25 protein-coding genes are annotated in these 23,469 nt (G+C 65.2%); 5 read left to right on the top strand and 20 right to left on the bottom strand.

Annotated features, from left to right (window positions below):
• The first annotated feature begins 65 nt into the window (after positions 1-65).
• The gene (locus M2361_RS17025) at positions 66-860 is read left to right on the top strand and encodes a MetQ/NlpA family ABC transporter substrate-binding protein (RefSeq protein ID WP_259250795.1); all 795 of its coding nucleotides are present in this window, start codon (positions 66-68) and stop codon (positions 858-860) included.
• A gap of 76 nt (positions 861-936) precedes the next feature.
• On the opposite strand, the gene M2361_RS17020 is transcribed toward M2361_RS17025, so the two are convergent.
• The 4 genes from M2361_RS17020 to M2361_RS17005 are packed head-to-tail and all read right to left on the bottom strand — an operon-like array spanning position 937 to position 5,083.
• A complete protein-coding gene (locus tag M2361_RS17020) occupies positions 937-1,785 on the bottom strand; it encodes an SDR family NAD(P)-dependent oxidoreductase (protein WP_259250794.1) in 849 nt (282 codons plus the stop codon).
• Entirely contained in the window at positions 1,782-2,576 is a 795-nt protein-coding gene (locus tag M2361_RS17015) for a citryl-CoA lyase (RefSeq protein ID WP_259250793.1), read from the bottom strand. Before M2361_RS17015 ends, M2361_RS17020 begins: the two co-directional genes overlap by 4 nt.
• Positions 2,573-4,078, bottom strand: a complete 1,506-nt coding sequence (locus M2361_RS17010; RefSeq protein ID WP_259250792.1) for a class I adenylate-forming enzyme family protein — start codon at positions 4,076-4,078, stop codon at positions 2,573-2,575. Before M2361_RS17010 ends, M2361_RS17015 begins: the two co-directional genes overlap by 4 nt.
• Before the next feature lie 15 nt (positions 4,079-4,093).
• Entirely contained in the window at positions 4,094-5,083 is a 990-nt protein-coding gene (locus M2361_RS17005; protein ID WP_259250791.1) for a tripartite tricarboxylate transporter substrate binding protein, read from the bottom strand.
• A gap of 102 nt (positions 5,084-5,185) precedes the next feature.
• Here M2361_RS17005 and M2361_RS17000 point away from each other — a divergent pair, with 102 nt between their 5' ends.
• Complete coding sequence (locus M2361_RS17000; RefSeq protein ID WP_259250790.1) at positions 5,186-5,950, top strand: IclR family transcriptional regulator; 765 nt, start codon at positions 5,186-5,188, stop codon at positions 5,948-5,950.
• Positions 5,951-5,967: 17 nt separating this feature from the next.
• Here the strand turns inward: M2361_RS17000 and M2361_RS16995 are convergent, their stop codons facing one another.
• From M2361_RS16995 to M2361_RS16985, 3 genes are all read right to left on the bottom strand, one after another.
• The gene (locus M2361_RS16995; protein ID WP_259250789.1) at positions 5,968-6,516 is read right to left on the bottom strand and encodes a DUF934 domain-containing protein; all 549 of its coding nucleotides are present in this window, start codon (positions 6,514-6,516) and stop codon (positions 5,968-5,970) included.
• The gene (locus M2361_RS16990) at positions 6,509-8,251 is read right to left on the bottom strand and encodes a nitrite/sulfite reductase (RefSeq protein ID WP_259250788.1); all 1,743 of its coding nucleotides are present in this window, start codon (positions 8,249-8,251) and stop codon (positions 6,509-6,511) included. The genes M2361_RS16995 and M2361_RS16990 overlap by 8 nt, the downstream gene beginning before the upstream one ends.
• 235 nt (positions 8,252-8,486) lie before the next feature.
• Complete coding sequence (locus tag M2361_RS16985; protein ID WP_259250786.1) at positions 8,487-9,431, bottom strand: LysR family transcriptional regulator; 945 nt, start codon at positions 9,429-9,431, stop codon at positions 8,487-8,489.
• 430 nt (positions 9,432-9,861) lie between these two features.
• On the opposite strand from M2361_RS16985, the gene M2361_RS16980 reads away from it, so the two are divergent.
• Positions 9,862-11,199, top strand: a complete 1,338-nt coding sequence (locus M2361_RS16980) for a DUF3100 domain-containing protein (RefSeq protein WP_259250785.1) — start codon at positions 9,862-9,864, stop codon at positions 11,197-11,199.
• Between the two features lie 91 nt (positions 11,200-11,290).
• Here M2361_RS16980 and M2361_RS16975 read toward each other — a convergent pair whose 3' ends face one another.
• The 4 genes from M2361_RS16975 to M2361_RS16960 all read right to left on the bottom strand — a co-directional run bounded on the left by M2361_RS16975 (position 11,291) and on the right by M2361_RS16960 (position 13,899).
• On the bottom strand, positions 11,291-11,899 hold the full coding sequence (locus M2361_RS16975) for a hypothetical protein (protein WP_259250784.1): 609 nt from the start codon (positions 11,897-11,899) through the stop codon (positions 11,291-11,293).
• 159 nt (positions 11,900-12,058) lie between these two features.
• Positions 12,059-12,667, bottom strand: a complete 609-nt coding sequence (locus M2361_RS16970; protein WP_259250783.1) for a glutathione S-transferase — start codon at positions 12,665-12,667, stop codon at positions 12,059-12,061.
• 72 nt (positions 12,668-12,739) lie between these two features.
• Positions 12,740-13,390, bottom strand: coding sequence for a carbonic anhydrase (locus M2361_RS16965; RefSeq protein ID WP_100854169.1), 651 nt, complete (start codon positions 13,388-13,390; stop codon positions 12,740-12,742).
• A gap of 170 nt (positions 13,391-13,560) precedes the next feature.
• Entirely contained in the window at positions 13,561-13,899 is a 339-nt protein-coding gene (locus M2361_RS16960; protein WP_100854170.1) for an FxLYD domain-containing protein, read from the bottom strand.
• Between the two features lie 354 nt (positions 13,900-14,253).
• Here M2361_RS16960 and M2361_RS16955 point away from each other — a divergent pair, with 354 nt between their 5' ends.
• The gene (locus tag M2361_RS16955) at positions 14,254-14,580 is read left to right on the top strand and encodes a PsiF family protein (RefSeq protein ID WP_259250782.1); all 327 of its coding nucleotides are present in this window, start codon (positions 14,254-14,256) and stop codon (positions 14,578-14,580) included.
• Between the two features lie 761 nt (positions 14,581-15,341).
• Here the strand turns inward: M2361_RS16955 and M2361_RS16950 are convergent.
• The 6 genes from M2361_RS16950 to M2361_RS16925 are packed head-to-tail and all read right to left on the bottom strand — an operon-like array spanning position 15,342 to position 19,149.
• Positions 15,342-16,382 carry a cyclase family protein gene (locus tag M2361_RS16950; RefSeq protein WP_259250780.1) on the bottom strand — a complete coding sequence of 347 codons (1,041 nt, stop codon included), beginning with the start codon at positions 16,380-16,382 and terminating at the stop codon, positions 15,342-15,344.
• A 4-nt stretch (positions 16,383-16,386) separates the two neighbouring features.
• Positions 16,387-17,166 (bottom strand): 3-oxoadipate enol-lactonase, encoded by a 780-nt coding sequence (pcaD, locus tag M2361_RS16945; protein ID WP_259250779.1) that lies wholly within the window; start codon positions 17,164-17,166, stop codon positions 16,387-16,389.
• A gap of 52 nt (positions 17,167-17,218) precedes the next feature.
• Entirely contained in the window at positions 17,219-17,515 is a 297-nt protein-coding gene (locus M2361_RS16940; RefSeq protein ID WP_006216052.1) for a YciI family protein, read from the bottom strand.
• A 12-nt stretch (positions 17,516-17,527) separates the two neighbouring features.
• On the bottom strand, positions 17,528-17,803 hold the full coding sequence (gene catC / locus M2361_RS16935) for a muconolactone Delta-isomerase (RefSeq protein ID WP_259250777.1): 276 nt from the start codon (positions 17,801-17,803) through the stop codon (positions 17,528-17,530).
• 15 nt (positions 17,804-17,818) lie between these two features.
• Complete coding sequence (locus M2361_RS16930; RefSeq protein ID WP_050450214.1) at positions 17,819-18,463, bottom strand: 3-oxoacid CoA-transferase subunit B; 645 nt, start codon at positions 18,461-18,463, stop codon at positions 17,819-17,821.
• Positions 18,460-19,149: a 3-oxoacid CoA-transferase subunit A gene (locus tag M2361_RS16925; protein ID WP_100854175.1), complete on the bottom strand. Its 690-nt coding sequence runs from the start codon at positions 19,147-19,149 to the stop codon at positions 18,460-18,462. The genes M2361_RS16930 and M2361_RS16925 overlap by 4 nt, the downstream gene beginning before the upstream one ends.
• 194 nt (positions 19,150-19,343) lie before the next feature.
• On the opposite strand from M2361_RS16925, the gene M2361_RS16920 reads away from it, so the two are divergent.
• Positions 19,344-20,126 (top strand): IclR family transcriptional regulator, encoded by a 783-nt coding sequence (locus M2361_RS16920; RefSeq protein ID WP_259251513.1) that lies wholly within the window; start codon positions 19,344-19,346, stop codon positions 20,124-20,126.
• Between the two features lie 50 nt (positions 20,127-20,176).
• Here the strand turns inward: M2361_RS16920 and M2361_RS16915 are convergent, their stop codons facing one another.
• The 3 genes from M2361_RS16915 to M2361_RS16905 all read right to left on the bottom strand — a co-directional run bounded on the left by M2361_RS16915 (position 20,177) and on the right by M2361_RS16905 (position 23,411).
• The gene (locus M2361_RS16915; protein ID WP_050450217.1) at positions 20,177-20,905 is read right to left on the bottom strand and encodes an SDR family NAD(P)-dependent oxidoreductase; all 729 of its coding nucleotides are present in this window, start codon (positions 20,903-20,905) and stop codon (positions 20,177-20,179) included.
• A 36-nt stretch (positions 20,906-20,941) separates the two neighbouring features.
• Positions 20,942-22,282, bottom strand: a complete 1,341-nt coding sequence (locus M2361_RS16910) for a short-chain fatty acid transporter (RefSeq protein WP_100854178.1) — start codon at positions 22,280-22,282, stop codon at positions 20,942-20,944.
• 193 nt (positions 22,283-22,475) lie between these two features.
• Positions 22,476-23,411 carry a 3-hydroxyacyl-CoA dehydrogenase family protein gene (locus M2361_RS16905; protein ID WP_259250775.1) on the bottom strand — a complete coding sequence of 312 codons (936 nt, stop codon included), beginning with the start codon at positions 23,409-23,411 and terminating at the stop codon, positions 22,476-22,478.
• Positions 23,412-23,469: the final 58 nt, after the last annotated feature.

Here is a 23,469-nt window from a genome sequence, read left to right as displayed (position 1 = left end):
CGCTTCCAGTTTGGTAGCGCGCTGCATAGAATCGCGGGTCATTCTTTTTACATGCAGAGCTTCCTATGCGCCTTCGCCATACCCTCGCCATTTTTGCCGCCGTGCTCGGATTCACCGGCACCCAAGCCATGGCGCAGGACGCCGAACTGAAGGTGGGCGTCACCGTTGGTCCGCACGCGCAAATCGGTGAAGTGGCGCAGCAGGTGGCGGCCAAGCAGGGCCTGAAGGTGAAGCTGATTGAATTCAGCGACTTCATCCAGCCCAACGCCGCGCTGGACGCCAAGGAGCTGGACCTGAACATCTACCAGCACAAGCCCTTCCTGGACTCGCAGAACAAGGCGCGCGGCTACAAGCTCGTGCCGGTGGCGACCGCCGTGGTGCAGCAGATGGGCATCTATTCCAAGCGCTTGAAGTCGCTTGATGATCTGCCGCAAGGCGGCAAGGTTGCCATTCCCAACGACCCGACCAACGGCGCCCGCGCGCTGCTGGTGTTGCAGGCGGCCAAGCTGATCAAACTCAAGGACGGCGTCACGGTGACCGCGTCGCTGTTCGATGTGGTCGAGAACCCCAAGAAGCTGAAGTTCATCGAAATCGAAGCGGCGCAGTTGCCGCACTCGCTGTCGGACGTGGACGCGGCGGCGGTCAATTCCGCTTATGCCATCCCGGCCGGCCTGTCGCCCGCCAAGGACGCGCTGGCGTTGGAAAGCAAGGACGCGCCGTTCGCGGCCGTGGTGATCGCCGCGCGCGAAGACAACAAGAATGACCCGCGCGTCGCGCGCTTCATCAAGGCGTACCAGTCGGACGAGGTGAAGGCGTTTGTGGCCAAGCAGTTCCCGGGCGCGTATTCCACGTCTTGGTAAGCCGCCATACCCGCGCCGCCTGCCCGCCTTCGAAACGCGGCGACTGCAAGGGGCGCCGCGCCTGACGCACTGCGCGTCAGGCGTACTTGCCCGTCAACCCGCCGTCCACCACCAGTTCCGTGCCGGTGATGTAGGACGCATCGTCCGATGCCAGGAAGGCCACCGCTTTCGCCACTTCCCAGGGCGTGCCCATCCGGCCCATCGGCACCTGCTTGTCGCGCGCGGCCAGCGCCGCCTGGAGGTCGTTGGGGTCGAACATGCGCGCCACGTTCTGCGCTACGCGCGGCGTGTCGATCAGGCCGGGGATGACGGTATTCACGCGGATGCCGTCGGCCGCGTATTGCTGCGCCGCCATGCGCGCAAAATGAATCACCGCGGCTTTGCTGACGCTATAGGCCAGGTGCGGATAGCCGGTGTAGCGAATGCCCGCAATGGACGACACCGTGACGATGGCCCCGCCGCCTTGCTGGCGCATCAGCGGCGCCAGCAGGCGCGTGGCGATCAGCAGACTGGTCACGTTCACTTGCTGGATGCGGTTCCAGTCTTCCAGCGAAATGTCTTCCGGCCCGCCCACCTTGCCGATGCCCGCATTGGCTTGCAGGATGTCGATACGCCCGTAGCGGCGCAGCGCGGCATCGACTGCGGCCTGCATGGCGTCCGGGTCGGCCACATCTGCCTGCACGGGCAAGGCGCTGCCGCCCGCCAGTTCAACCTGGTGCGCGGCGTCTTCGGCGGCGGCAAGATCCACGTCCAGCGCCACCACTGACGCGCCTTCGCGCGCCAACGTCACACAGCTTGCGCGGCCGATGCTCCAGCCGGCGGCCGACGCCCCGGCGCCGGCCACCAAGGCGATCTTGCCTGCCAGGCGCGCGCCGCTGGTGGCAGCGGTGGCATTGGTAGTAGTGGCAGCGCCCGTGGCTGTCATGCCGAGCCCTCGCCGTCCTGCTGATGTGTCTTGCCCTTGCCCACGTAGGGAATGGCGTGGTCGATGGTTTCCCAGATGTAGCGGCCCGACGGGCTTTGCTGTTCTTCCGCCACGTGCGACACCAGGCCCGCCGCGCGCGAAATGACGGCGAAGCCGCGCATCAGGTCGGTGGGTACACCGATCTCGCTCAGCAGCGCCGCCACCGCGCCCGTTGCGTTGATGGTGATGTGCTTGCCATAGGTCTCGTCCACCGCGCTCGCCAGCAGGCGCAGCGCGCGCAGCGATGCGCCGTCCAGATCCGGCTCGGCTTCGGCCAGCGCCAACAGTTTGATCGAACGTGGGTCGTCGGGCTTGTGCAGATGGTGGCCAAAGCCGGGCAGGGCGCGGCGCTGTTCGCGGAACTCGCGCGCAATGGCCAGCGCTTCGGTGCGCCCATCGGCCGCCTGCTTGATGCGGTCCAGCAGGCGCGAGCAGTTTTCCATGGTGCCTACAAACTGGCTGCCCACGGCCATCAGCCCGGAGGCGACCGCGCCTTGCAGGTTCTCGGGCGCGCTCATGTAGATCAGGCGCGTGGCAATGGCGCTGGGCGTCATGCCGTGTTCCATCAAGGTCACCAGCACGGCGTCGACGATGCGCATGTCCACGGGGCGCGCATCACGCCCCAGGATCTGCATGATCATCACTTCGGTAAACGTCTTCTTGCCGATCAGGTCTTCAACCAGATCGACGTCCCGGTACGACATGCCGGTCAGGTGGTGGGCGCAAAGACGGGTTTCAGGGGTGGTGCTCATGGCGTTTCCTTTTGCGCGGCGTCGCGCACAGCGTTCTTCAACACCTTGCCGACGCTGGAGCGTGGCAGGCTGTCGTGGAAATGGAATTGTTTGGGCGTGGCGACCGGACCCAGCAGCGCGCGCACATGGGCTTTGAGCGCGTCGGCGTCGGCTTGCGCGCCAGGTTGTAGCTGGACGGCGGCGTGCACGGCCTCGCCCCATTTGTCGTCGGGCAGGCCGAACACCGAGCACTCATACACCGAGGGGTGCGCCGACAGCGCGTTCTCGACATCCACGGGATACACGTTGAAGCCGCCGGTGATGATGACGTCGCGCAAGCGGTCTTTCAGGAACAGATAGCCACGCGCATCGATCAGGCCGGTGTCACCCGTGTGCAGCCAGCCGTTGACCACGGTTTCCGCCGTCTTCTCGGGCAGGCGCCAGTAGCCGGTCATGGTCAGGTCGCCCTGCACCACCACTTCGCCGATCTCGCCCCGGGGCAGCAACGCGCCATCGGCGCCCATGATGGCCACGTCCGACAGCCAGGTCACCCGGCCAACCGAGGCGCGGTTCTCGGGCGTTTCCAGGTCGGCGGGGCGCAGCACGGTGACGATCTGCGGCGCTTCTGTCTGGCCGTAGGTGGTGCCCAGCACGGGGCCGAAGAAGTCGCGCGCGCGGTCGATTTTTTCGGGCGGCATGGGGGCGCCGCCGTAGATCAGGTTGCGTAGGCGAGGGAAGTCGGCGCGCGACACACCCGGCTGCGCCATGATCATGTAGATCAGCGTGGGCGGCATGAAGCTCAGCGTGCCGCCCCGCTCACGAAACGCCGCCGTGATGCTGGCCGGCGTCACGCTGTCCAGCAGCAGGTGCGCGCCGCCACGGGCCAGGATGGGCAACAGATACGTGCCCGTGCCGTGCGTGATGGGGGCGGACACCACGTAGCGGTCTTCGCTGGTCAGTTCCCAGCTGGCGATCTGGTTGATGATGCCGGCGTTCCACGCGCGATACGGCTGCATCACGCCCTTGGGTAGCCCAGTCGTGCCGCCCGTGAACTTGATGGCCTGGGTGGCATCGCGTGACAAGTCGTGGCGCACGGGTTCGCGCCCCGCATAACGCTTGAGCAGCGCGCCGGCCGCCAATGCTTCCGTGTTGTCGTCCAGATGGATGCGCGCGCCATCCGATGCGGGCGCCAGCGGCGCCCCGACGCCGTCGACGATGACGATCGACGGCGCCGTGGCGTCCAGGATGCGCCCGATCTCACGCTCGGTGCTGCGGTAGTTGAGCGGTACCCAGACCTTGCCGCTGGCCATCACCGCCAGCAAGGCAAGGATGTGCCGCGCGGAATTGCCCGCGCAGATGGCCACGCGGGTTTGCGGGGCAGGGTCCAGGTCTTGCAAGGCGGCCGCCAGCGCCCGCGTGTCGGCCGCGAGTTCGGCGTAGGTCACGACGCCATCGGGGCCGTCCAGGGCTACGCGCTGCGGGTACTGCTCGGCGGCGCGGAAGAAAAAATCGATCGGGTACACCTGTGCTCCTTGAACCTAGTTGGCCTTGATGTTGGCGCGCTTGACCACGGCGCCCCATTTGTCGATTTCGCTGTCGATCTTCTTGCTGAAGGTCTGCGGGGTATTCGGCGGCTGCGGCGCGTAGAAGCCGGCCTGCTTGTAGGACGCCTGCACTGCCGGGCTGGCCAGCGCCTTGTTCAAGGCCTCGTTCAAGCGCTTGACGACGGCGTCGGGCGTACCGGCGGGCGCCACCAGGCCGAACCAGGATTCCACGTCGAAGCCGGGCAGGCCGGATTCGGCCAGCGTGGGCACATCGGGGGTGGCATCCAGCCGCTTGGGCGACGTGACGCCCAGCGCGCGCAGCTTGCCGGCCTGCACATGCGGCAGCGACGACGGCAGGTTGTCGAACATGGAATCCACTTGTCCGCCCAGCAGATCGGCCACGGCCGGGCCACTGCCGCGATACGGCACGTGCAGGATGTCGGTGCCGGTTTCCATCTTGAAGAGCTCGCACGACAGGTGGATGGACGAGCCGCTGCCGGACGATGCGCAGGTCAGCTTGCCGGGGTGGGCCTTGGCGTAGGCGATGTATTCCTGCACCGTCTTGATGGGCACCTTGGGGTTGACCACAAGAATGTTGGGAATGGTGGCGACCAGCCCGACCGGCTTGAAGTCTTTGATGAAGTCGTAGTTGAGCTGGCTGTACAGCGAGCGGTTGATGGTGTTGGCGATGGAGCCCATGTACAGCGTGTAGCCGTCGGCCGTCGCGCGCGACACGATTTCCGCGCCGATATTGCTGTTGGCGCCCGTCTTGTTTTCGACGACGAAGCTTTGCCCAAGCTCTTCCGTCAGCGACTTGGCCATCAAGCGCGCGACGATGTCGGTGGCGCCGCCGGCGGCGTAGCCCACCACGATGGTCACGGGCCGATCGGGATAGGGCGCGGCCGCAAGCGAAGCGCCATTGACGGCTAGCGTGCCGCTCAGGGCGGCCGCGATGGCGGCCAGCCTCCTGGTGATTGTCTTCATTGTTGTCTCCGTCCTGTTTGTCTAGTATTTGGACAGATCTTTGTCTGCCCGTTTTCATATTGGGCTTAGTCAAGGGCGTCATCAACGCAGCGTGTCCAAAATATGAACAAACGTGATTCGGAAGAGACTGGCCCGCGCATCCTGCGCCGTGGGCTGCGGGTGTTGGGGGTGTTGCGGCAGGCGGGGGCCGGGGGCATGCACGTGGCGGATATCGCGCGCGCGGCGGGGATGCAGCGGTCTACGGTGTACCGCTACCTGGATGTGCTGATGGAAGAGGGTTACGCCCTGCGCGAGCCGAATGCGCCGCGCTGGCGCTTGGCGGAGCTGGGGGTGATGCTGGCGGATGACCCCCACGCGCAGGCGGTGCGGAGGCTGCGGCCGATACTGCGCCAGATCAGTGATGTAACGGGCGACTCGGCCTTCCTGATTTGCCGCGCGGCCAATGATTCGCTGTGCCTGCACCGCGAGGTGGGCAACTACGCCGTGCAGGTGCTGGCGGTTACGGTGGGCCACCGTCAGCCCTTGGGCGTGGGGGCGGCGGGGCTGGCGCTACTGGCCGCCTTGCCGCCAGGCGAAGCCGATGATGTGGTGACGCAAAACGCGCAAGCCCTGAGCGCCTATGGCGGCATGACCGCCGCGCACATGCGGCGCCTGGTGGAGAACACGCGGGGCCGGGGCTGGTCGGTGGTGGGCAACGCCGCCGTGCCCGGGGTGCTGGGCGTGGGCGTGGCGCTGTGCGATGCCAGCGGCTATCCGCGTCTGGCGGTCAGCGTGTCAAGCGTGATCGACCGCATGCAGGCCACGCGCCAGCGCAGTATTGCCGAGCTCATCCGCACGCACCTGGCGCAGGACGAAGCCCGGCTGTAGCGCGGCGCGTGGGCGTATCAGGCGGCCGCTGCTGACGGGGGCGCGCGATACGTTTTCTGGTAGTGCACCGTGAACGTCTTGAAGGCGTCCAGCGCCTTGTGCGGGTCGTGGCCGGGCTTGACCAAAAAGCTGTTGAAGCCCACGCGCGCCTGGTAGTGGATGGTGTCGATCATGACGTCGCCCACCGCGCGCAGTTCGCCGGCCCATTGGTATTGCGTACGCAGCAACTGCGCCAGTGAATAGCCACGGCCATCCGTGTAGTTCGGGAAATCCACGGCGATGAAGGCGATGCCGGCCGGGTTCAGGGTGCCGTCGGCATCAAGCAGGTCGCGCAGGTCGGCGTCGGGTTCCAGCAGCACGGCCACGGGATGTTTGTGGCGGCGCAAGGTGGCGCGCGACGTCTTCCAGATGGACAGCGGCACGACCCAGCCGGGTTCGTCCGTGGGCACCTGGCCTTCGGCCGCCACTTCGGGTTCGGGCACGAACGGGCGAGACGTATCGGCTTGCAGGCGGCCGTCAAGAATCAGGTGCGGGCCGGGGGCGTCGTGGGCGTAGAGGTCAGACATGGGCGGGCTCGGCGCTTTGTGCGGGTTTGGCGAAGGCGGGATCGGCGTAGACGTCCTGCTTGAAGGGGTCGATGCCAACGCGGTCCACCACGTCGATGAAGCGCTCGGTTTCACTGTCGCGCAGGCCCAGGTAGGTGCGGATCAGGCGGTCGACCACGCCGGGCACCTGGTCGCGCGCGAACGAGGGGCCGATGATGCGACCCACGGCGGCGCCGCCGCCACGGGTGGATTCCAGGTCGGGCAGGGGCTTGGCCGCGCCGTTCTGGCGGCCGCCCAGCGTGACCTGATACCACTCTTCGCCGGCCTTATCGACACCCAGGATGCCGATGTGCCCCACGTGGTGGTGGCCACAGGAATTGATGCAGCCGGAGATGTTCAGGTCCAGTTCGCCGATTTCGAACAGGTAGTCCAGGTCGTCGAATTGGCGTTGGATGGCTTCGGCCACGGGGATGGACACGGCGTTGGCCAGCGCGCAGAAGTCGCCGCCGGGACAGGCGATGATGTTGGTCAACAAGCCGACGTTGGGCGTGGCCAGGTTCAGCGCTTCCAGCTTCTGCCAAAGTTCGTGCAGACGGGCGCGGCGTACGTCGGCCAGGATGAGGTTCTGCTCGTGCGAGACGCGCAGTTCGCCGTAACCATAGGCGTCGGCCAGGTCGGCCACGGCGTCCATTTGGTCGGCCGTGATGTCGCCGGGCGGCACGCCGGTGGGCTTGAGCGAAACGGTGACGGCGGCGTAGCCCGCGACCTTGTGCGCGTGCACGTTGGTGCGCAGCCAGCGCGCAAAGCGCTTGGCGCCGGCGGCCAGGGCGTCGGTGTTGTCGGTGTCTTGCGCGGCGGCGGCGTCGTATTGCGGCCACACGAAGCGGGCCTTGATGCCGTCAACGAATTCCTGGGTGATGGTGTCGGGGCCGTCTTTGATGAGCTGCCACTGTTCATCGACCTGCTGGGCATAGACTTCGGGCGTCAGGTCCTTGACCAGGATCTTGATGCGCGCCTTGTACTTGTTGTCGCGGCGGCCATGCAGGTTGTAGACCCGCAGCGCGGCTTGCAGATAGGTCAGCAGATGCTGCCATTCCACGAAGGGGTTGATCAGCTTGCCGACGATGGGCGTGCGGCCCATGCCGCCGCCGACCCACACGCGAAAGCCCAGCTTGCCATCGCGTTCAACGGCTTGCAGGCCGATGTCGTGCACGCCCACGGCCGCGCGGTCTTGCACGGCGCCGCTGACGGCGATCTTGAACTTGCGCGGCAGGAAAGCGAATTCGGGGTGCAGCGTGGACCACTGGCGAATGATCTCGCACCAGACGAGCGGGTCGACGAGCTCATCGGGCGCTACGCCGGCGAAGTGGTCGGTGGTGGTGTTGCGGATGCAGTTGCCGCTGGTCTGGATGGCGTGCATCTGGACGGTGGCGAGTTCCGCCAGGATGTCCGGCACGTCTTCCAACTTGGGCCAGTTGAACTGGATATTCTGGCGGGTGCTGAAGTGGCCGTAGCCGCGATCCCACTTGCGCGCGATGTGCGCCAGCGTGCGCAGTTGGCGCGACGCCAGCATGCCGTACGGAATGGCCACGCGCAGCATGGGCGCGTGGCGCTGGATGTACAGGCCGTTCTGCAAGCGCAGAACGCGGAATTCATCTTCGGTAAGCTGGCCGTCGAGGAAGCGGCGCGTCTGATCGGCAAACTGCGCCACACGTTGCTCGACAAGCTGCTGGTCGACGGGGTCATACACGTACATGTCTACTGCCCTTGTAGTCTTCTCGGTTCGAGCCTTTTTGCGCCCGGCGCGGGGCGGCGAAAAAGGGGATTCATAACCGTAACAGGCAGCAGATATCAGCGTCTAAGTCATTATGGTAATAAGGAAATAAGGTCCGCCTGGCCCCATGGGGCGAGGGGGCGCGACCACCGTTCGATGGGTTGCGCGCGTTCGGCGCCCGCATCCTTCTGCCATCCATCCTCGCGCTTCACCCATCCTACGATTGGCGATCGGCTTCGATGGGTCCGTCCGCCGCCGTCGCACCAATTCCGCGCACGATGTGGTCCAGCAGCTCTCTTGCGGCGGGGGAAATGTGGCGGCCGGCGCGGCTCAGGACGTGCAGGCTGCCTTGGTTCAGGATCGGGTTGGCCAGCGGCAGGCTGGCCAGGCGCTGGGCGCGCATGTCGGCGGTGACGGCGATAGGCGGCGTTAGCGCGTACCCGATGCCCGCCGCCGCGAACTGCCACAGCGCCTTGAAGGATGACGTGGTCAGCACGTTACGCAGCCGCACCTGTTCGCTGATCTCGGCGGCCTGTATGTGTTGCCGCACGCCAAACCCTTCCTGCATCGACGCGCCGGAATAATCGGCCAGGTCAGTCAACAGCAGCGGCCGGCCCAGCCGGGTCAGCGGATGGTCTTGCTGCACGATGGCGCGGATGGGTTCGGGGCGCGAATAGTGCGTGCGCAGGCGCGCGTCGTTGGGGGGCTGGAACACCAGCCCGATATAGGCGCGGTCGTCCACGATGCGCTGCACGATTTCCGACGTGCGCGCCACGTCGATGTCCAACGTCACCTCGGGGTGGCTGCGCCAATAGCCGGGCAGCACGCGGTCGAACATCAGTTCGACGAAGCCCTCGCCCAGCACCAGGTCGATATGGCCACGTTCGGCGTTGCGCAGGCTGTCGATCTCGGAAAAGAAGCTTTCCTGAATGTTCTGCTGGCGCTTCACATAGCGCGCCAGGATGTGGCCGGCGTCGGTGGGCACGACCCCGCGTCCGCGGCGTTCGAACAGCGCCATGCCGCAGTCGCGCTCCAGCGCGGCGATGGCGCGGCTGACGGCGGACGGGTCCATGTCCAGCACCTCGGCGGCGCCGCGCACGGAGCCCCGGCTCATGACCTGCATGAAATAGTGGGTGCGGCGGGCGTCGAGTTTTTCATCCATGGCGGGCTCTTGAAGGCAGGCTGCGGGCGGGGTGGTGCGGCGGCAGATCCACAGTGGCGGGTAAGGGTTTACCCGAATCTTTTGGGATGTCGTGCAAAATTTTCCCAGGAAAAGGCCGTGCGTTGCATTTTACGCAACGCTTATGCCCCCGCGATGTCATGGTTGCCGATCGGACCCCCAGGCGAAAATCGCGCCTGCTGTTCGCGCACGCAGTTGGGTGTCCGGATCGCTGGTTCGCTGGTTCGCCGGTCGCAGGACGCAGGTCGCCGGATAGGAAGGCGCCGGACCGCCGAATGGCCTGACCGGCTGATCGCCGGGTTGCCAGCCGCCGGCCAGCGGCCACCAAACCTGCGGAATGCCGGCCGCCGGATCGCCGGATCGCCGGACCGCCGGACCGCGAAAACATACTCACGTTCATCAGGGGAAATTGATGTCTTACGCCAGCGCCAGTCTGGCCGCGCCTTCCATGTCGCTATCCGCCCGCGTTCGAATGCTTGCCGCCATCTTGTTGGTGGTGGTCATTTCCGAAGCGATTGGCAGCGTCACGTTTTCGGTGGGCCCGGGCAAAATCGTTCTGCAACCGATGCTTTGGGCCATCTTCATTGGCGCCATCGTGGCGGCTTTTGGCCAGCGGCTGCCCGTGGGCAGCGCCATCGACAAGGCCATGCAGACCCGCATCAGCGGCTATCTGCAATACGCCTTGCTGCCGTTCCTGGCCAAGCTTGGCCTGATGGTGGGCGGCGCGCTGCCGCAGGTGCGCGAAGCCGGCTGGGCGCTGGTGTTCCAGGAATTCGGCCACTTCTTCGGCACCATGGCCATCGGCCTGCCGCTGGCGCTGTTGCTGGGCATCAAGCGTGAAGCCATCGGCGCCACCTTCTCGGTGGGCCGCGAGCCCAGCCTGGCCATCATCGGCGAGCGCTACGGCATGAATTCGCCGGAAGGCCGTGGCGTGATGGCCGAGTACATCACGGGCACGGTGATCGGCGCGCTGTTCGTGGCGCTGATGGCCGGCTTCATCACCAGCCTGAACATTTTTGATCCGCGATCGCTGGCCATGGGCGCAGGCGTGGGCTCGGGCAGCATGATGGCCGCCGGCGTGGGCGCCATTGCGTCCCAGCAGACGCCCGAAATGGCGCACCAGGTGGCCGCGCTGGCCGCCGCCGCCAACTTGCTGACGACGGTGGTGGGCGTGTACTTCACGCTGTTCATTTCGCTGCCGACCACCATCTTCCTGTACGGCAAGCTGGAACCCGTGCTGGGCCGCTTCTCGCGCGGCAAGTCCGATGAAGCCGTGGTCGACAACAGCGTGTCGGAAGACGTGCCGGCGCATAACTCCAAATTGGGTTTTGGCGACCGCCTGACCGCCTATGTCATCTGCGGCCTGTTCGCGCTGGTGGGCAACCGCCTGGGCTACAACGTGCCGTTCATGGACGCGCTGCCGGGCATGGGCATCATCATCCTGCTGGTCGTGCTGACCGACCTGATCCTGCGTGTGGTGCCCAAGCTGCCGGCCGTGTTCGTGCTGTCGCTGATCGCCATGACCGCGGGCTGCCCGGGCGTGCTGCCGTATTCGGACCAGATCATCGCGCTGGTCGGCAAGGTGAACTTCCTGCCGTTCACGACCGTGATCCTGGCCATGGCCGGGCTGTCGATCCTGAAGGACCTGCCGGCCTTCCGCAAGCTGGGCTGGAAGATCGTGGTGGTGTCCCTGGCCGCCAACGCCGGCACCTTCCTGGGCGCCACGATGATCGCGGAATTCTTCCACTGATCGAACCGCGCTGAATGTGGAAAGGCCGCCTGACGGATGTTCAGGCGGCCTTTTTTACATGGTGGGTCGTGGGCTGACGGCCGTGCTGCGCTCAGGACATGGCGGCTGAAAACCCGGGACGGTAGCGCGCGTTGTCGGTAGCGTTTTCGGTGGCGCCGATGTTGGCCACCGCCGGCACTGCCACCGATGCGGCCTTCATGGCCACGGCGGTTTGCAGTTCCTGCACCTGCGGGTTGGCCATGGCGACGCGATATGCCTGCAAGGGCATCAGGCCTTCGATGGTGCCCAGGTCGTTCGCGTTGCCGGCGCGCTGGGCCACCGGGTCGGGTTGGGCGGTGTAAGTATCGAGGGCGCGGCGCAGGCGCGTGTCCGCGTACTGATCGCGAAAGACATCCAGGCTGGGCAGCGCGTCGGCCGCCGCAAGGGCGGCCGCGTCGGCGCGGGTGTGAATGGTTTGTGACGACGCTGGCGAATCGCTCGCCCTGGCCGCTTCTGTCGACCTGGCCGCTTCGCGTGCGCGGGCGATGCGCTGGGCTTCCCACGCCGCTTGCGCCTGCGCACTGCGCTGGGCCTCGCGCGCGGCTACGGTCTGGGCCAGACGCTCGGCTTCCCAACTGGGGCGGGTGTCGTCTACCCGCGCGATGTGCGCCGCGTAGGGCGCCGCAACGCGGGCAATGGGGGAGATCGCAGTGATGTTCATCCTTGCTCCCTGTGCGAGTCGACAAGAACCAGAGGTTTGGTTCTGCCGGGGGCTGACAAGTTCAATATTTGGCGTCAGAACTTCCTGCGTCAAAATTTACCGCGCTGCGGGCGCGGCGTCGTGTCAGCCCGTCGCACTAGGCGTCAAGGCGTAACCGTGTCAGGCCGGGGGCAGGGTTGCCTGCATGGACGGGCGTGCGTTGAAGGTCTTGAACCACGCGGCAACGCCGGGGTGGGTGCTGCGCCAGTCGTAGCTGGCGTAGCGGAAGTCCAGGTAGCCCAGGGCGCAGCCGATGGCGATGGTGCCGATATCTACACGGCCTTCCAGGCTGGCCACGTTCTTTTCCAGTTGCGCCAGCGCGTCGTGCGCCTTGCTCATCTGGCCGTCGACCCAATCGGACCAGCGCAAGGCTTCGGGGCGCAGGGCGGTTTCATAGCGGGCCAGCAGCGCCGCGTCCATGACGCCATCGCCCAGGGCCTGATCAGCCAGCGCCTGCCAGCGCGCGCGGCCGTTCGCGGGGAACAGCGCACCGCCGCCCAGGTCGTTCAGGTATTCGCAGATGACGCGGCTGTCGTATAGCACCTGGCCGTCGTCCGTGATCAAGGTGGGCACCTTGCCCAGCGGGTTGCTGGGAATGATGCTCTTGTCGCGGGCGACGGGGCCGGCGGCGCTGGGCAGGTTTTCGATACGTTCTGTCAGCGCCAGTTCGTGGGCAATGACCATGCATTTGCGCACGAAGGGTGAAGCCGGCGAGAAAAACAATTTCATAGCGGTCCTTGTCGGTTGCGTAGCGTCTTTGAAGAAAGCGAAAAGCAGCCGCAAGCGTACCGGATATGCGCCTTATTCGGTGATGCCGGTTTCCAGGCAAGGGTTGAATTCACCCGTTGCCGGATCGCGCAGGAACAGCACGCCGGTGGCCACGCCGAAGTAGGTGCCGTGCAGTTCCAGTTCGCCCTTTTCCACACGGCGGCGGATGGACGGGAACGTCATCAGGTTATTCAGGCTGTGTTCGACAACGGCCAGTTCCAGGCGCTTGAGCTTGGTCTGGCGGTCGCCGGAGCCGGGGCCCAGACGCTCGGCCATCGGTTCGATCTGCGACATCCACTTGCCGATGAAGTCGCCCTTGGACAGGGGCTTGGCGTCGTCGAAGAACGAGCGGATGCCGCCGCAAGAGGCGTGGCCCAGCACGACGATGTGCTTCACGTTCAGGCCGTTGACCGCGAACTCGATGGCGGCGCTGGTGCCGTGGTAGGACGATTCGGAATCCGGCTCACAGGGCGGAACCAGGTTGGCGACGTTGCGCACTACGAACATCTCGCCCGGGCCGGCGTCAAAGATCACTTCAGGCGATACGCGGGAATCGCAGCAGCCAATAAGCAGGATTTCCGGGCTTTGGCCCAGTTCGGCAAGTTTTTGATAGCGGCTGCTTTCCGAGTGGAAACGGCCGTCCAGGAACGATTGATAGCCTTCGGTGAGTCTTTTGGGGAACATGGTGTCACTTCCTAGTATCTAGGCCAGGCTTGCTGGCACGCCGACAGACGCAATAAGGGGCTTCGTTTGGAAGCCCCTGTTATCGAGTCGGCAAGCGGAATTTTCCCATATTTGCCCCTACAACCGCCTGTCTAAACCCTGCTTGGATAAGGGTTTTTTTACCGCGTCGCCTACTGCGCCCGGACGTCCAGCACGGTGACTTTCGTGAATTGCAGCGGCGTAACCGCCTTCACCAGCCGGATCTGCCCTGCGGGGATGGGGCCGATCACGTCATCGTTGACCCGGCCCACTTCGCGGCCTTGCGCGTCGTACAGCACGTAAGTCAGCACCGCGCTGGAGATGGGGCGACCCGACAGGTTGGCCAGCGACCCGGTGATGGTGGACATGTTGATGTTGGTGTCGCGTACCGACTGCACATTGCCCAGCGTGACGCCGTAAGTCAGGTTTTGCGCGCTGGCGGCGCCGGACATCCCGGCCAGCAAAGCAAGGGAAGCAAGGGCGAGTTTCATGGCGGTCTCCAGGTGTGCCGGCGTAGGGGCGCTTAGCTGTCCGCGCCGCCGTTTGCGCCATCCGCTTATTGGGGCGGACAGGGCTATCTCACACCTTTCCGCCACCGTGCACAACGGGTCAAAAGGATGAATCGGTAACAGGTTGCGTGGGTTGTTCCCATATTCGTCGCTTAATGACAAGGATGCGTCGGAATGTCTCTAGATTGAGATTTTTCGGCCTTGTCTTTTCCTAACTTTCCGATGCTTGCGGCGCGTGGCGGTTTGTTCGATGATGGCCGGGTCGGCAACCGGCCGTCAGCCCGGTCTGATGCGTGTATCCACGCAGGCGGGCGCTAAACGCAAGGGAGAAAACTCATGCTTTCCCGTACCACTCGGATGGCCTCGGCCATGGTGTTGTCCGCATGTTTTTTTGGGGCCTACGCCCAAACCCCCGCCACCCCCGCCAAGACCCCCACGCCGCAGCAGCAGCGCATGACGGAATGCAATAAGTCGGCCACGGGCAAGACGGGCGACGACCGCAAGGCCTACATGAGCAGTTGCCTGAAAGGCGAGACAACGTCGTCGGGCAAGGAGTTGACGCCGCAGCAGCAGAAAATGAAAGACTGCAACGCCACGGCGGGCGATCAAAAATTGACGGGGGATGCGCGCAAGACATTCATGAGCACCTGCCTGAAGGGATGATCGGGGCGGGGCGACGCCGTCCACAGGCCCGTCATGGCATTCGCCGCGCTATGCCGTCGTTCACAGGCACGCGATGGCATTCGCCACGCCGCGGCGTCGGTCATGGGCACGCGATGGCATTCGCCGCGCCACGCCGTCGATCATGGGCACGTAGGATGGGTGCAGCGCGGGAAGGTGTTCGCAAGGAACACAATGGAAATCGCGCGAAACCCATCAAGCGGCGGTGGATAGATGGCCAATTCAGCCACAACGCCGCCGCTGCATGATGGGTTTCGCGCGATGCGCAGCGGGGTTCTTGCCATTGATATTGCGCGCTGCACCCATCCTACAATTTACGACCCGTAGGATGGGTGCAGCGCGCGCTGGCATCCGCCAATACCGTAACGCTCATCGCGCGAAACCCATCATGCAGCGGTGACATCACGACCCATCCAGCCAACTCCGCCACCATCCATCAACCGTAGGATGGGTGCAGCGCGCGCCGGCATCCGCCAATACCGCAACGCCCATCGCGCGAAACCCATCGTGCAGCGGTGACATCACGACCCATCCAGCCAACCCCGCCACCATCCATCAACCGTAGGATGGGTGCAGCGCGCGCCGGCATCCGCCAATACCGCAACGCCCATCGCGCGGAACCCATCAAGCAGCGGTGACATCACGACCCATCCAGCCAACCCCGCCACCATCCATCAACCGTAGGATGGGTGCAGCGCGCGCCGGCATCCGGCAATACCGTAACGCCCATCGCGCGAAACCCGTCATGCAGTCGCGATCGGGGTCACCGGTGAGCCGATCGCGTGCGGCAGGCGCAGCGGGGGGGCGGTCAGCATGAAATGATGGCGGCCATTGGCATGCAAAAACTCCGCCAGGTCCTTCAAATACCAAAGCTCCGCCAACGGCAGGCCCAGCTTGAACAAACAATGGTGATGCAGCGGCAACATCGCGCGCGGGCCGGTTTTTTCGCGTGCGGGGTAAGCCTCGACCGCGTAGTTGTCCGCACAGATCGCGGCGATGCCGCTGTCCGTGATCCATTGCAGCAAGGCCGCATCCGTACCATCCAGCGCCGCGCCGTACGTATGCAGCACTTCCGGGTCCGGCGTGCCGTTCATCGCCACGACGGCTTCGGCGTAACCGGTGCGCAGCACCAGCATGTCGCCGCGTTCCACCGTGATGCCATCCGTTTCCAGCACATGCATCAATTCAGCATGGCCGATCAGCGTGCGGCCCGGGCCGTAGTGGCGGAACAGGTCCACCAGCACGCCGCGCCCTTGCATGCCTTTCTGCGCCAGATTCTCCACGCCCAGCTTCAACGCTGCGGACGGGCCACCGCTGTTGCAGCCGCAGCCGGTGTGGTCACCATCCGCCGGGCCGACCACATCCACACCCGCCTGAAAGCCGTTGTAGTAGCGCAGCTCGGGCTTGCCATCTCCATCGGCGTCAAACAGCGCGCCCACGTGCGCCAGCGCGTCCCACTGCGTGGAATACTGCATCGACAGCAGCACCTGGTCATCGCTCAATACATCCACCGCGTCCGGGTTGACGTTGCGCAACGGAAAGTTCAGGTACGGCGTATCCGCAAGCTTGGTCGGGCTCAGTTGCGGCGGATGGCGGCGCGGGTTCAGCACGTTGCCGCCCGGCAAATCCAGGGGCAAGGACAAGCAGAACGTCTTGCCCGCGCGGATTTCCCGCGCGCCCTTCAGCACTTGTTCTTCGGTGATCAGGTTCAGGCGGCCGAGTTGGTCGTCGGGTCCGAAGTCGCCCCAGTTGGAGCCTTCGGGCCGATGTTTCCAGCGCTGCATGCGGTTACTCCGTCAGGAAGTCGACGACCGCGCGGGTGAAGGCTTCCGGTTGTTCCCAGTTGGAAATATGGGACGTATTCAATTCAACATAGCGCGCGCCGGGGATGGCGGCGGCCAGTTCCTTGCCCTGGGCCGGGGTCGCGGCCAGATCATGCGTGCTGCTGATGACCAGCGTGGGCGCGGTGATGGCGGACACTTGCTGGCGGTAGTCGGCGTCGCGCAGCGCGGCGCAGTTGGCCGAATAACCGGCGTCCGGCGTGCGGCGCAGCATGTCGATCAGCACTTGCGTCAGGCCCGGCTCGGCGGCGCGGTAGTCGTCGGTCAACCAGCGTTCCACAAGCGTGGGCGCCATCTTTTCCAGCGTCTGCTCGGCCACGGCGGCGATGCGGGTGCTCCAGCCTTCCACCGATCCGATGCGCGCGGCGGTGTTGCACAGCACCAGCTTGCCGACCAGTTCCGGGTGCGCCAGCGCCAGCGCGATGCCGGTGGGGCCGCCCATCGACAGGCCGCAGAAATGCGCGCGCTTGATGTTCAGATGCGCCAGCAGTTCGGCGACGTCGCCGGCCAGTTGCGCAAAGGTGTATTCGCCGTCGGGAATCGACGACTTGCCGTGGCCGCGCGTGTCGTAGCGCAGCACACGAAAATGCTTGGTCAGTTCGGGAATCTGGCGCGCCCACATGTCGGAGCAGGTGCCCAGCGAATTGGAAAACACCAGCACCGGCGCGTCGGCGGGGCCATCAATGACGTAGAACAGCCGGGCTTGGCTGAGATCGGCGTAAGCCATGTGGGAAGTCCTCGGATGAAACCGCGGCCGCGCAAAGGCGGCCGCTTGGGGATTACAGGTGGCAGGTGCCGTCGACGTAGGCTTTGCGCCAGCGCGTGATGGTCACGCGGTCGAACAGATTGGCTTGCGAGAACGGATCGGCGTCGATGAACTGTTGCGCGGCTTCGCGCGTGTCCAGGTCCACGATGTACAAACCGCCGCCCGCGTCCTTGCCGTCGTCTTGCAGCTTGGCGCCGCAGGCCAGCAGCAACTGCTTGTTGGCGTCCAGGTATTCCAGATGCGCCGCGCGATGCTGCTGGCGCACTTCCTGGTGGTTGGGCTTGTCGAAGGTTTCGATGATGTAGGGCATGGAAGGCTCCGGTCAGATCGCCGAGGGGTGGCGCGCCAGCGCCGTGACGTTGATGTCCATGTACGGAAACAGCGGCAGCGACGACAACAGCGTGTGCAGCTCGTCATTGCTTTCGACATCGAAAATGCTGACGTTGGCGTAGCGGCCAACCACGCGCCACAGCTCTTTCCACTTGCCGTCGCGTTGCAGTTGTTGGGCCAGCGCCTTTTCGTCCGCCTTCAGTTTGTTGGCTTGATCGACCGGCATGTCGACGGGCAGGTTGACTTGCATTTGAACCATGAACAGCATGATGAGGGCTCCTGATTAGCGGGAAAATTTCAGCGGCAGGCCGGTCAGGGCCAGCAGTTCGTCGGCGGTGACGTCGCCGAAGATATCGGTGACGGTCACGCCGTCGGCGCGGATATCGAAGACGGCAACATCCGTGTACACGCGTGATACGCAGCGCACGCCCGTCAGCGGATACGTGCAGGCCTCAACCAGCTTGCTCTGGCCTTCGCGCGTTTGCAGTTCCATCATCACGAAGACGTCTTTGGCGCCGATGGCCAGGTCCATCGCGCCGCCCACGGCGGGGATGGCGTCGGGCGCGCCGGTGTGCCAGTTGGCCAGGTCGCCGTGTTGCGACACCTGGAAGGCGCCCAGCACGCAGATGTCCAGATGGCCGCCGCGCATCATCGCGAACGAGTCGGCGTGATGGAAGAACGAGCAGCCGGGCAGTTCGGTCACGGGCTGCTTGCCGGCGTTGATCAGGTCGTAGTCTTCTTCGCCCTTGGCCGGCGCGGGGCCCATGCCCAGCATGCCGTTTTCGGTATGCAGGATCACTTCGCGGTCAGCCGGCAGGTGGTTGGCCACCAGCGTGGGCAAGCCGATACCCAGGTTGACGTAGGCGCCTTCGGGAATGTCCTGCGCGACGCGGGCGGCGATCTGGTCGCGGGTCAGTTTGGTGCTCATTTCTGCTCCTTGGCGGCCGGGGCGGCGTCGATCTGCACGACGCGCTGCACGAAGATGCCGGGGGTGACGACGGTTTCGGGGTCCAGCGTGCCCAGTTCAACCACTTCGCGCACTTGCGCCACGGCCACGCGCGCCGCGCTGGCCATGATGGGGCCGAAGTTGCGGGCCGTCTTGCGGTAGACCAGGTTGCCCCAGCGGTCGCCGCGCTCGGCCTTGATCAGCGCGTAGTCGGCGTGCAGCGGATATTCCAGCACGTAGTGGCGGCCATTGATCTCGCGCACTTCCTTGCCATCGGCCAGCGGGGTGCCGTAGCCGGTGGGCGAGAAGAACGCGCCGATGCCGGCGCCCGCCGCGCGGATGCGCTCGGCCAGGTTGCCTTGCGGCACCAGTTCCAGCTCCAGCTTGCCGCTGCGGTACAGGCCGTCGAAAATCTGCGAGTCCGCCTGGCGCGGGAACGAGCAGATGATCTTGCGGACGCGGTTCGCGCCCAGCAGGGCGGCAAGGCCCGTGGTGCCGTTGCCGGCGTTGTTGTTGATGATGACCAGGTCTTTGGCGCCCTGTTCGAGCAGGGCGTCGATCAATTCCATGGGCTGGCCGGCAGTGCCGAAGCCGCCGATCATGACGGTGGCGCCGTCGGGTACGTCCGCCAGGGCGGCCGCCGCGCTTGAAACAAGCTTAGAGATCATGATGTTCGCTCATAGGTGGCGTGTCATAATTTGTTCTTCATTAGAACTTTCGTTCTGCTGAAGAACATCGTTTCATGGGGACCGCACAGCGTCAAGGCAAGCCGACGCATGACGATCCTCCATCGTTTGGCGTTGCCCGCAACGGCAACGAACGGCTCGCCAGCGGCGAGCTTTTTACTCTTGGGACCCACCGGATGGCCGAGCTCGACCCCCAACAACCCAGTGACAGCTACGTGCAATCTTTCGCGCGCGGCCTGTCGGTGATCCGGGCATTCGGCCCCGGCCGTTCGCAGATGACGCTGTCCGAAGTGGCCGCCGTTACCGGGCTGACCCGTGCCGGCGCGCGCCGCATCCTGCTGACCTTGGAACACCTGGGCTACGTCACCGTCGACGACCGCAAGTTCGAGCTGACGCCGCGCATCCTGGAACTGGGCTACGCCTACCTGTCCGGCACGCCGCTGTGGAACCTGGCGCTGCCGTACATGGAAGAAGTGGCCGAGCAGACGCGCGAATCGTGTTCGGTGTCGGTGCTGGAAGGCGCCGACATCGTCTACATCCTGCGCCTGTCCACGCACAAGGTGATGACCATCAACCTGGCCGTGGGCAGCCGCCTGCCGGCGTGGGTGACGTCGATGGGCCGCGTGCTGCTGGCCGGCCTGCCGGAAGCGGAACTGGACCGGGTGCTGGCCATGAGCCAGATCCAGCCCTACACCCCGCAAACGGTTACCGACATCGCCGAGCTCAAGCGCCTGCTGGCCGGCGTGCGCGCCGATGGCTACGCCTGCGTGGCGCAGGAACTGGAGCCCGGTTTGCAATCGGTGGCCGTGCCCATTGTTGACCGCAGTGGTCGTGTGATTGCCGCGATGAACGTCAGCGGGCAGTCCAACCGCTTTACGCGCGAGGCCATGCTGGACGCCTTCCTGCCGCCCTTGCGCCGCGCCGCCGACCAGATCAACCACGCACTGCTGCGCCGCTAGTTGCGGCGGGCAGGCGCGAAGGTCAAGGTGGGCGGCCATGGCGCGCGCGCTCAGATGGGGGCGACGCCCAGCGTCGTGCCGCCACACACATACAGCATCTGGCCCGTCACGAAACCGTTATCCGGCGACAGGAAAAACATGGCGGCGCGCGCCACGTCTTCCGGCGTGCCCAGGCGCTTGACGACGATGCTGTTGATGATGCGTTCGGTTTGCGGAGCGCCCGCCGGATTGCTCTTGGTGAAGAGGTCGGTGGCGATGGGGCCCGGGCCGATGGCGTTGACGGTGATGCCGTCGCCGCCCAGCTCCATGGCCAGCGTGCGCGTCAGGCCCACCAGCCCGGCCTTGGTGGCCGAATAGACCACGCGCTCGGGCTTGCCTAAAGCGGCGCGCGACGACATGTTCACGATGCGGCCAAAGCCGGCTTCGCGCATGGCAGGCAGCGCGGCCTGCACCAGGATCAGCGCGGTGCGCAGATGCAGGTTCACCACATAGTCCAGATCCGCCAGGGTGGCCGTGTCGGCCGTGCCCGGGCGGGTGGCGCCGGCGTTGTTCACCAGGCCCACGATGTTGTAGGCGCTGGTGACTTCGGCGGCGACTTCCTTCGTGCGCGCTTCATCGGTCAGATCGGCCTGATACGAGACCAGCCCGGCCGGCGGATTCTCGGGCAGGCGGTAGTCAATGTTGACCACTTTATGGCCCGCATCCAGCAGCATGCGGATGATGGCGGCGCCAATGCCGGCGCTGCCGCCGGTGACGAGATACGCAGTCGGTTTGCTCATATCGGTTTCCAGTCTGTGTGAGGTAAGCGCGTGGGATCAGTGCGTGGCGTAGCCCCAGGCCAGCACGGCGGTGATGTGGATCACGCCCACCCACAGCATCATGATGACGGTGTAGCCCATCACGTCGCGCAGCTTCAGCTTCGACAAAGCCAGCGCCGGCAGGATCCAGAAAGGTTGCACCAAGTCGTTCCAGGCATTGCCCAGCATGACGGCCATGGTCGTCTGGTTCAGGGCGCTGCCGATTTCCTTGGCCGCGTCGATCATGAACGGACCCTGGATCACCCAGTGGCCGCCGGCGGACGGTGCGAAGAAGTTGATGAAGAACGAGCTGATCAGGCCCCAGAACGGCAGCGTGGCCGGCGTGGCGAAGTCAACGAACACTTGCGAGATCGACGTCACCAGGCCCGACGCGGCCATGATGGCCATGATGCCGGCGTAGAACGGGTATTGCAGGATGATGCCGGAGATCGTCTTGATGCCTTCGGTCAGCTTGGCCACGTAGGCGGCCGGCGTGCCCAGCAGGATGATGCCCAGGAACAGGATGATGAAGTTGATCAGGTTCAGGTCCAGCGAGCCGCCGTCCATGAAGTGGAACGTGACGTAGGCAATGCCCAGCGCGCCGATCAGCAGGCTCAGGATGCGGCTGTTGTTCAGCTTCGAGGCGATGGTGCCTTTTTCCAGCATGTCTTCGCCGGCGTTGGAAGCGTTGGCGTCGCGGTCGATACCCGGGTCCACTTCAACAATCTTCTCGCCCTTCTTCGGGTGCAGCCAGGCGTTCAGCAGCGGCAGCGTGATGATGATGACCAGGCTGGTGATCAGCATGGGCACCGAGAAAATGGTTTCCGACAGCGGGATGGTGCCCATCTGCTTGGCGGTGGGGTGGCCGGGGGTGGCGACCAGCACGGGGATACTGGCGGACAAGCCCAGGCCGTACATCGTGAAGCCGCTATAGGCCGCCGCGATGATCAGCGGGTAGTGCACGCCCTTGACCTTCAACGCCAGCTTCTTGGCGACGATGCCGCCAATGACGAGACCAAAGCCCCAGTTCAGGTAGCTGCCCACGCCGCCGACCAGGGTCGCGACGATGATGGCGGTGTGCGGCTTGTGCACGTGGCTGACGATGCGGTTCAGCAGGCGGTCGGTCAGCGGCGCGGTGGCCAGCACGTAGCCCATGGCCAGAATCACGGCCATCTGGGTCGTGAAGGCCAACAGGCTCCAGAAGCCCTTGCCCCAGGCGCGGGTCACGTCGCCGATGCTCTGGCCTTCGATGCCCATGGCCAGCAGCACGGTGAGCAGGGTGAGTGCAATCGCGAAAACAAAAGGATCCGGCAGATACTTGCGCATCAGCTCGGTAAAGAATGAAGCCAGTTTATTCATGGTGCCTCCAACAACTCCGTAGGCGGTTCTCTAGTGTCTGGTCCCGGGCGTCATCGGGTGGCGATGCGCGGGAAGACCGACGATTGGTTTCTTTGTGTGGTGGGGCTCGTGGCCCGATGGCGCGGTGGGCGTGGCCCCCGCGCCTTATCTGTCTTTGTCTTGAATTCGATTGCGGCGTCGGAACAAAGCGCCGTCAGGTGTCGCCGGCCTTGCTGTTCAGCCAGGCAGCCAGTTCGCCCAGCGCGGCGCTTTTCTCGCGCAGCACGCGCTCGCGGCGCTCGGGGCTCCAGGTGTAGAAACCCTGGCCGCTCTTGGCGCCGATCTGGCCGCTGTCGACCTTGTTTTTCAGCAGGTCGGACGGCTCGGTGCGGTTTTCCAGGTCTTTGTACAGGTAGCTGGCAATCGCGTAGTGCACGTCGATGCCGTTCATGTCGCGCTGTTCCAGCGGGCCCGACAGGGCCAGGCGGATGCCCAGGCTCCACTTGACCACTTCGTCGATGTCTTCGGCGCTGGCCACGCCCTTTTCCAAGAGCGAAATGGCTTCGCGGGCCAGGGCGTGCTGGATGCGGTTGGCGATGAAGCCGGGGATGTCCTGGCGCACCAGCACCGGCCGCTTGCCGGCAAAGCGCAAGGTCGCCATGACTTGGGCGACGGTGGCTTCCGAGGTGTCGTCGTTGCGCACCACTTCCACCAGCGGAATGACGTCGGCCGGCGTGAAGAAGTGGGTGCCCACGAAGCGGTCGCGGCGCGCCACGGCGCTGGCGATCGCGTTGATGGACAGGCCTGATGTGTTGGTGGCGAACAGCGTGTACGGCGCGCACAGCGCGTCAAGCTTGGCGAAGATGCCCCGCTTGAGTTCCAGGTTTTCCGGTACGGCCTCGATCACCAGTTCGCAGTTCGCGGCGGCTTCCAGCCCGGGTTCCATGCGGATGCGCTGGAGCGCTTCCTGGACCTGGGTGGGGGCGTAGACGTTCAACTGGCGGTCGATGACGGCGCGGGCGCGGTCCAGCGCGCCTTCCATCGGGTCGATCAGGACGATGTTCAGTCCCTTCGACGCGAACAAGGCGGCAATGCCGCTGCCCATGGCGCCTGCGCCGATGACGGCCAGATTCTTGAGGGGAGTATCCATGACGGTTCGCTTGATGCTTGCAGGCGAACGTCACGGGCGGGCACGCGGGGAATCAGGG

Source organism: Achromobacter sp. JUb104 (genome assembly GCF_024806975.1).
Classification (GTDB): domain Bacteria; phylum Pseudomonadota; class Gammaproteobacteria; order Burkholderiales; family Burkholderiaceae_B; genus Achromobacter; species Achromobacter spanius.
The sequence above is the reverse complement of the archived record's forward strand: the minus strand, read 5'-3'. Positions and strand labels throughout refer to the sequence as shown.

Bases quoted from the DNA above. Each gene is read 5' to 3' on its own strand.
- M2361_RS16960 (WP_100854170.1), bottom strand. From the start codon at position 13,899: ATGAAACTCGCCCTTGCTTCCCTTGCTTTGCTGGCCGGGATGTCCGGC.
- M2361_RS16930 (WP_050450214.1), bottom strand. From the start codon at position 18,463: ATGAGCACCAAACTGACCCGCGACCAGATCGCCGCCCGCGTCGCGCAG.
- M2361_RS16970 (WP_259250783.1), bottom strand. From the start codon at position 12,667: ATGAAATTGTTTTTCTCGCCGGCTTCACCCTTCGTGCGCAAATGCATG.
- M2361_RS16965 (WP_100854169.1), bottom strand. From the start codon at position 13,390: ATGTTCCCCAAAAGACTCACCGAAGGCTATCAATCGTTCCTGGACGGC.
- M2361_RS17015 (WP_259250793.1), bottom strand. From the start codon at position 2,576: ATGAGCACCACCCCTGAAACCCGTCTTTGCGCCCACCACCTGACCGGC.
- M2361_RS16990 (WP_259250788.1), bottom strand. From the start codon at position 8,251: ATGTACGTGTATGACCCCGTCGACCAGCAGCTTGTCGAGCAACGTGTG.
- M2361_RS16955 (WP_259250782.1), top strand. From the start codon at position 14,254: ATGCTTTCCCGTACCACTCGGATGGCCTCGGCCATGGTGTTGTCCGCA.
- M2361_RS16920 (WP_259251513.1), top strand. From the start codon at position 19,344: ATGGCCGAGCTCGACCCCCAACAACCCAGTGACAGCTACGTGCAATCT.
- pcaD (WP_259250779.1), bottom strand. From the start codon at position 17,166: ATGGCTTACGCCGATCTCAGCCAAGCCCGGCTGTTCTACGTCATTGAT.
- M2361_RS16950 (WP_259250780.1), bottom strand. From the start codon at position 16,382: ATGCAGCGCTGGAAACATCGGCCCGAAGGCTCCAACTGGGGCGACTTC.
- M2361_RS16910 (WP_100854178.1), bottom strand. From the start codon at position 22,282: ATGAATAAACTGGCTTCATTCTTTACCGAGCTGATGCGCAAGTATCTG.
- catC (WP_259250777.1), bottom strand. From the start codon at position 17,803: ATGCTGTTCATGGTTCAAATGCAAGTCAACCTGCCCGTCGACATGCCG.
- M2361_RS16975 (WP_259250784.1), bottom strand. From the start codon at position 11,899: ATGAACATCACTGCGATCTCCCCCATTGCCCGCGTTGCGGCGCCCTAC.
- M2361_RS17000 (WP_259250790.1), top strand. From the start codon at position 5,186: ATGAACAAACGTGATTCGGAAGAGACTGGCCCGCGCATCCTGCGCCGT.
- M2361_RS16915 (WP_050450217.1), bottom strand. From the start codon at position 20,905: ATGAGCAAACCGACTGCGTATCTCGTCACCGGCGGCAGCGCCGGCATT.
- M2361_RS17005 (WP_259250791.1), bottom strand. From the start codon at position 5,083: ATGAAGACAATCACCAGGAGGCTGGCCGCCATCGCGGCCGCCCTGAGC.
- M2361_RS17025 (WP_259250795.1), top strand. From the start codon at position 66: ATGCGCCTTCGCCATACCCTCGCCATTTTTGCCGCCGTGCTCGGATTC.
- M2361_RS16905 (WP_259250775.1), bottom strand. From the start codon at position 23,411: ATGGATACTCCCCTCAAGAATCTGGCCGTCATCGGCGCAGGCGCCATG.
- M2361_RS16995 (WP_259250789.1), bottom strand. From the start codon at position 6,516: ATGTCTGACCTCTACGCCCACGACGCCCCCGGCCCGCACCTGATTCTT.
- M2361_RS16980 (WP_259250785.1), top strand. From the start codon at position 9,862: ATGTCTTACGCCAGCGCCAGTCTGGCCGCGCCTTCCATGTCGCTATCC.
- M2361_RS17020 (WP_259250794.1), bottom strand. From the start codon at position 1,785: ATGACAGCCACGGGCGCTGCCACTACTACCAATGCCACCGCTGCCACC.
- M2361_RS16985 (WP_259250786.1), bottom strand. From the start codon at position 9,431: ATGGATGAAAAACTCGACGCCCGCCGCACCCACTATTTCATGCAGGTC.
- M2361_RS16925 (WP_100854175.1), bottom strand. From the start codon at position 19,149: ATGATCTCTAAGCTTGTTTCAAGCGCGGCGGCCGCCCTGGCGGACGTA.
- M2361_RS16940 (WP_006216052.1), bottom strand. From the start codon at position 17,515: ATGCCCTACATCATCGAAACCTTCGACAAGCCCAACCACCAGGAAGTG.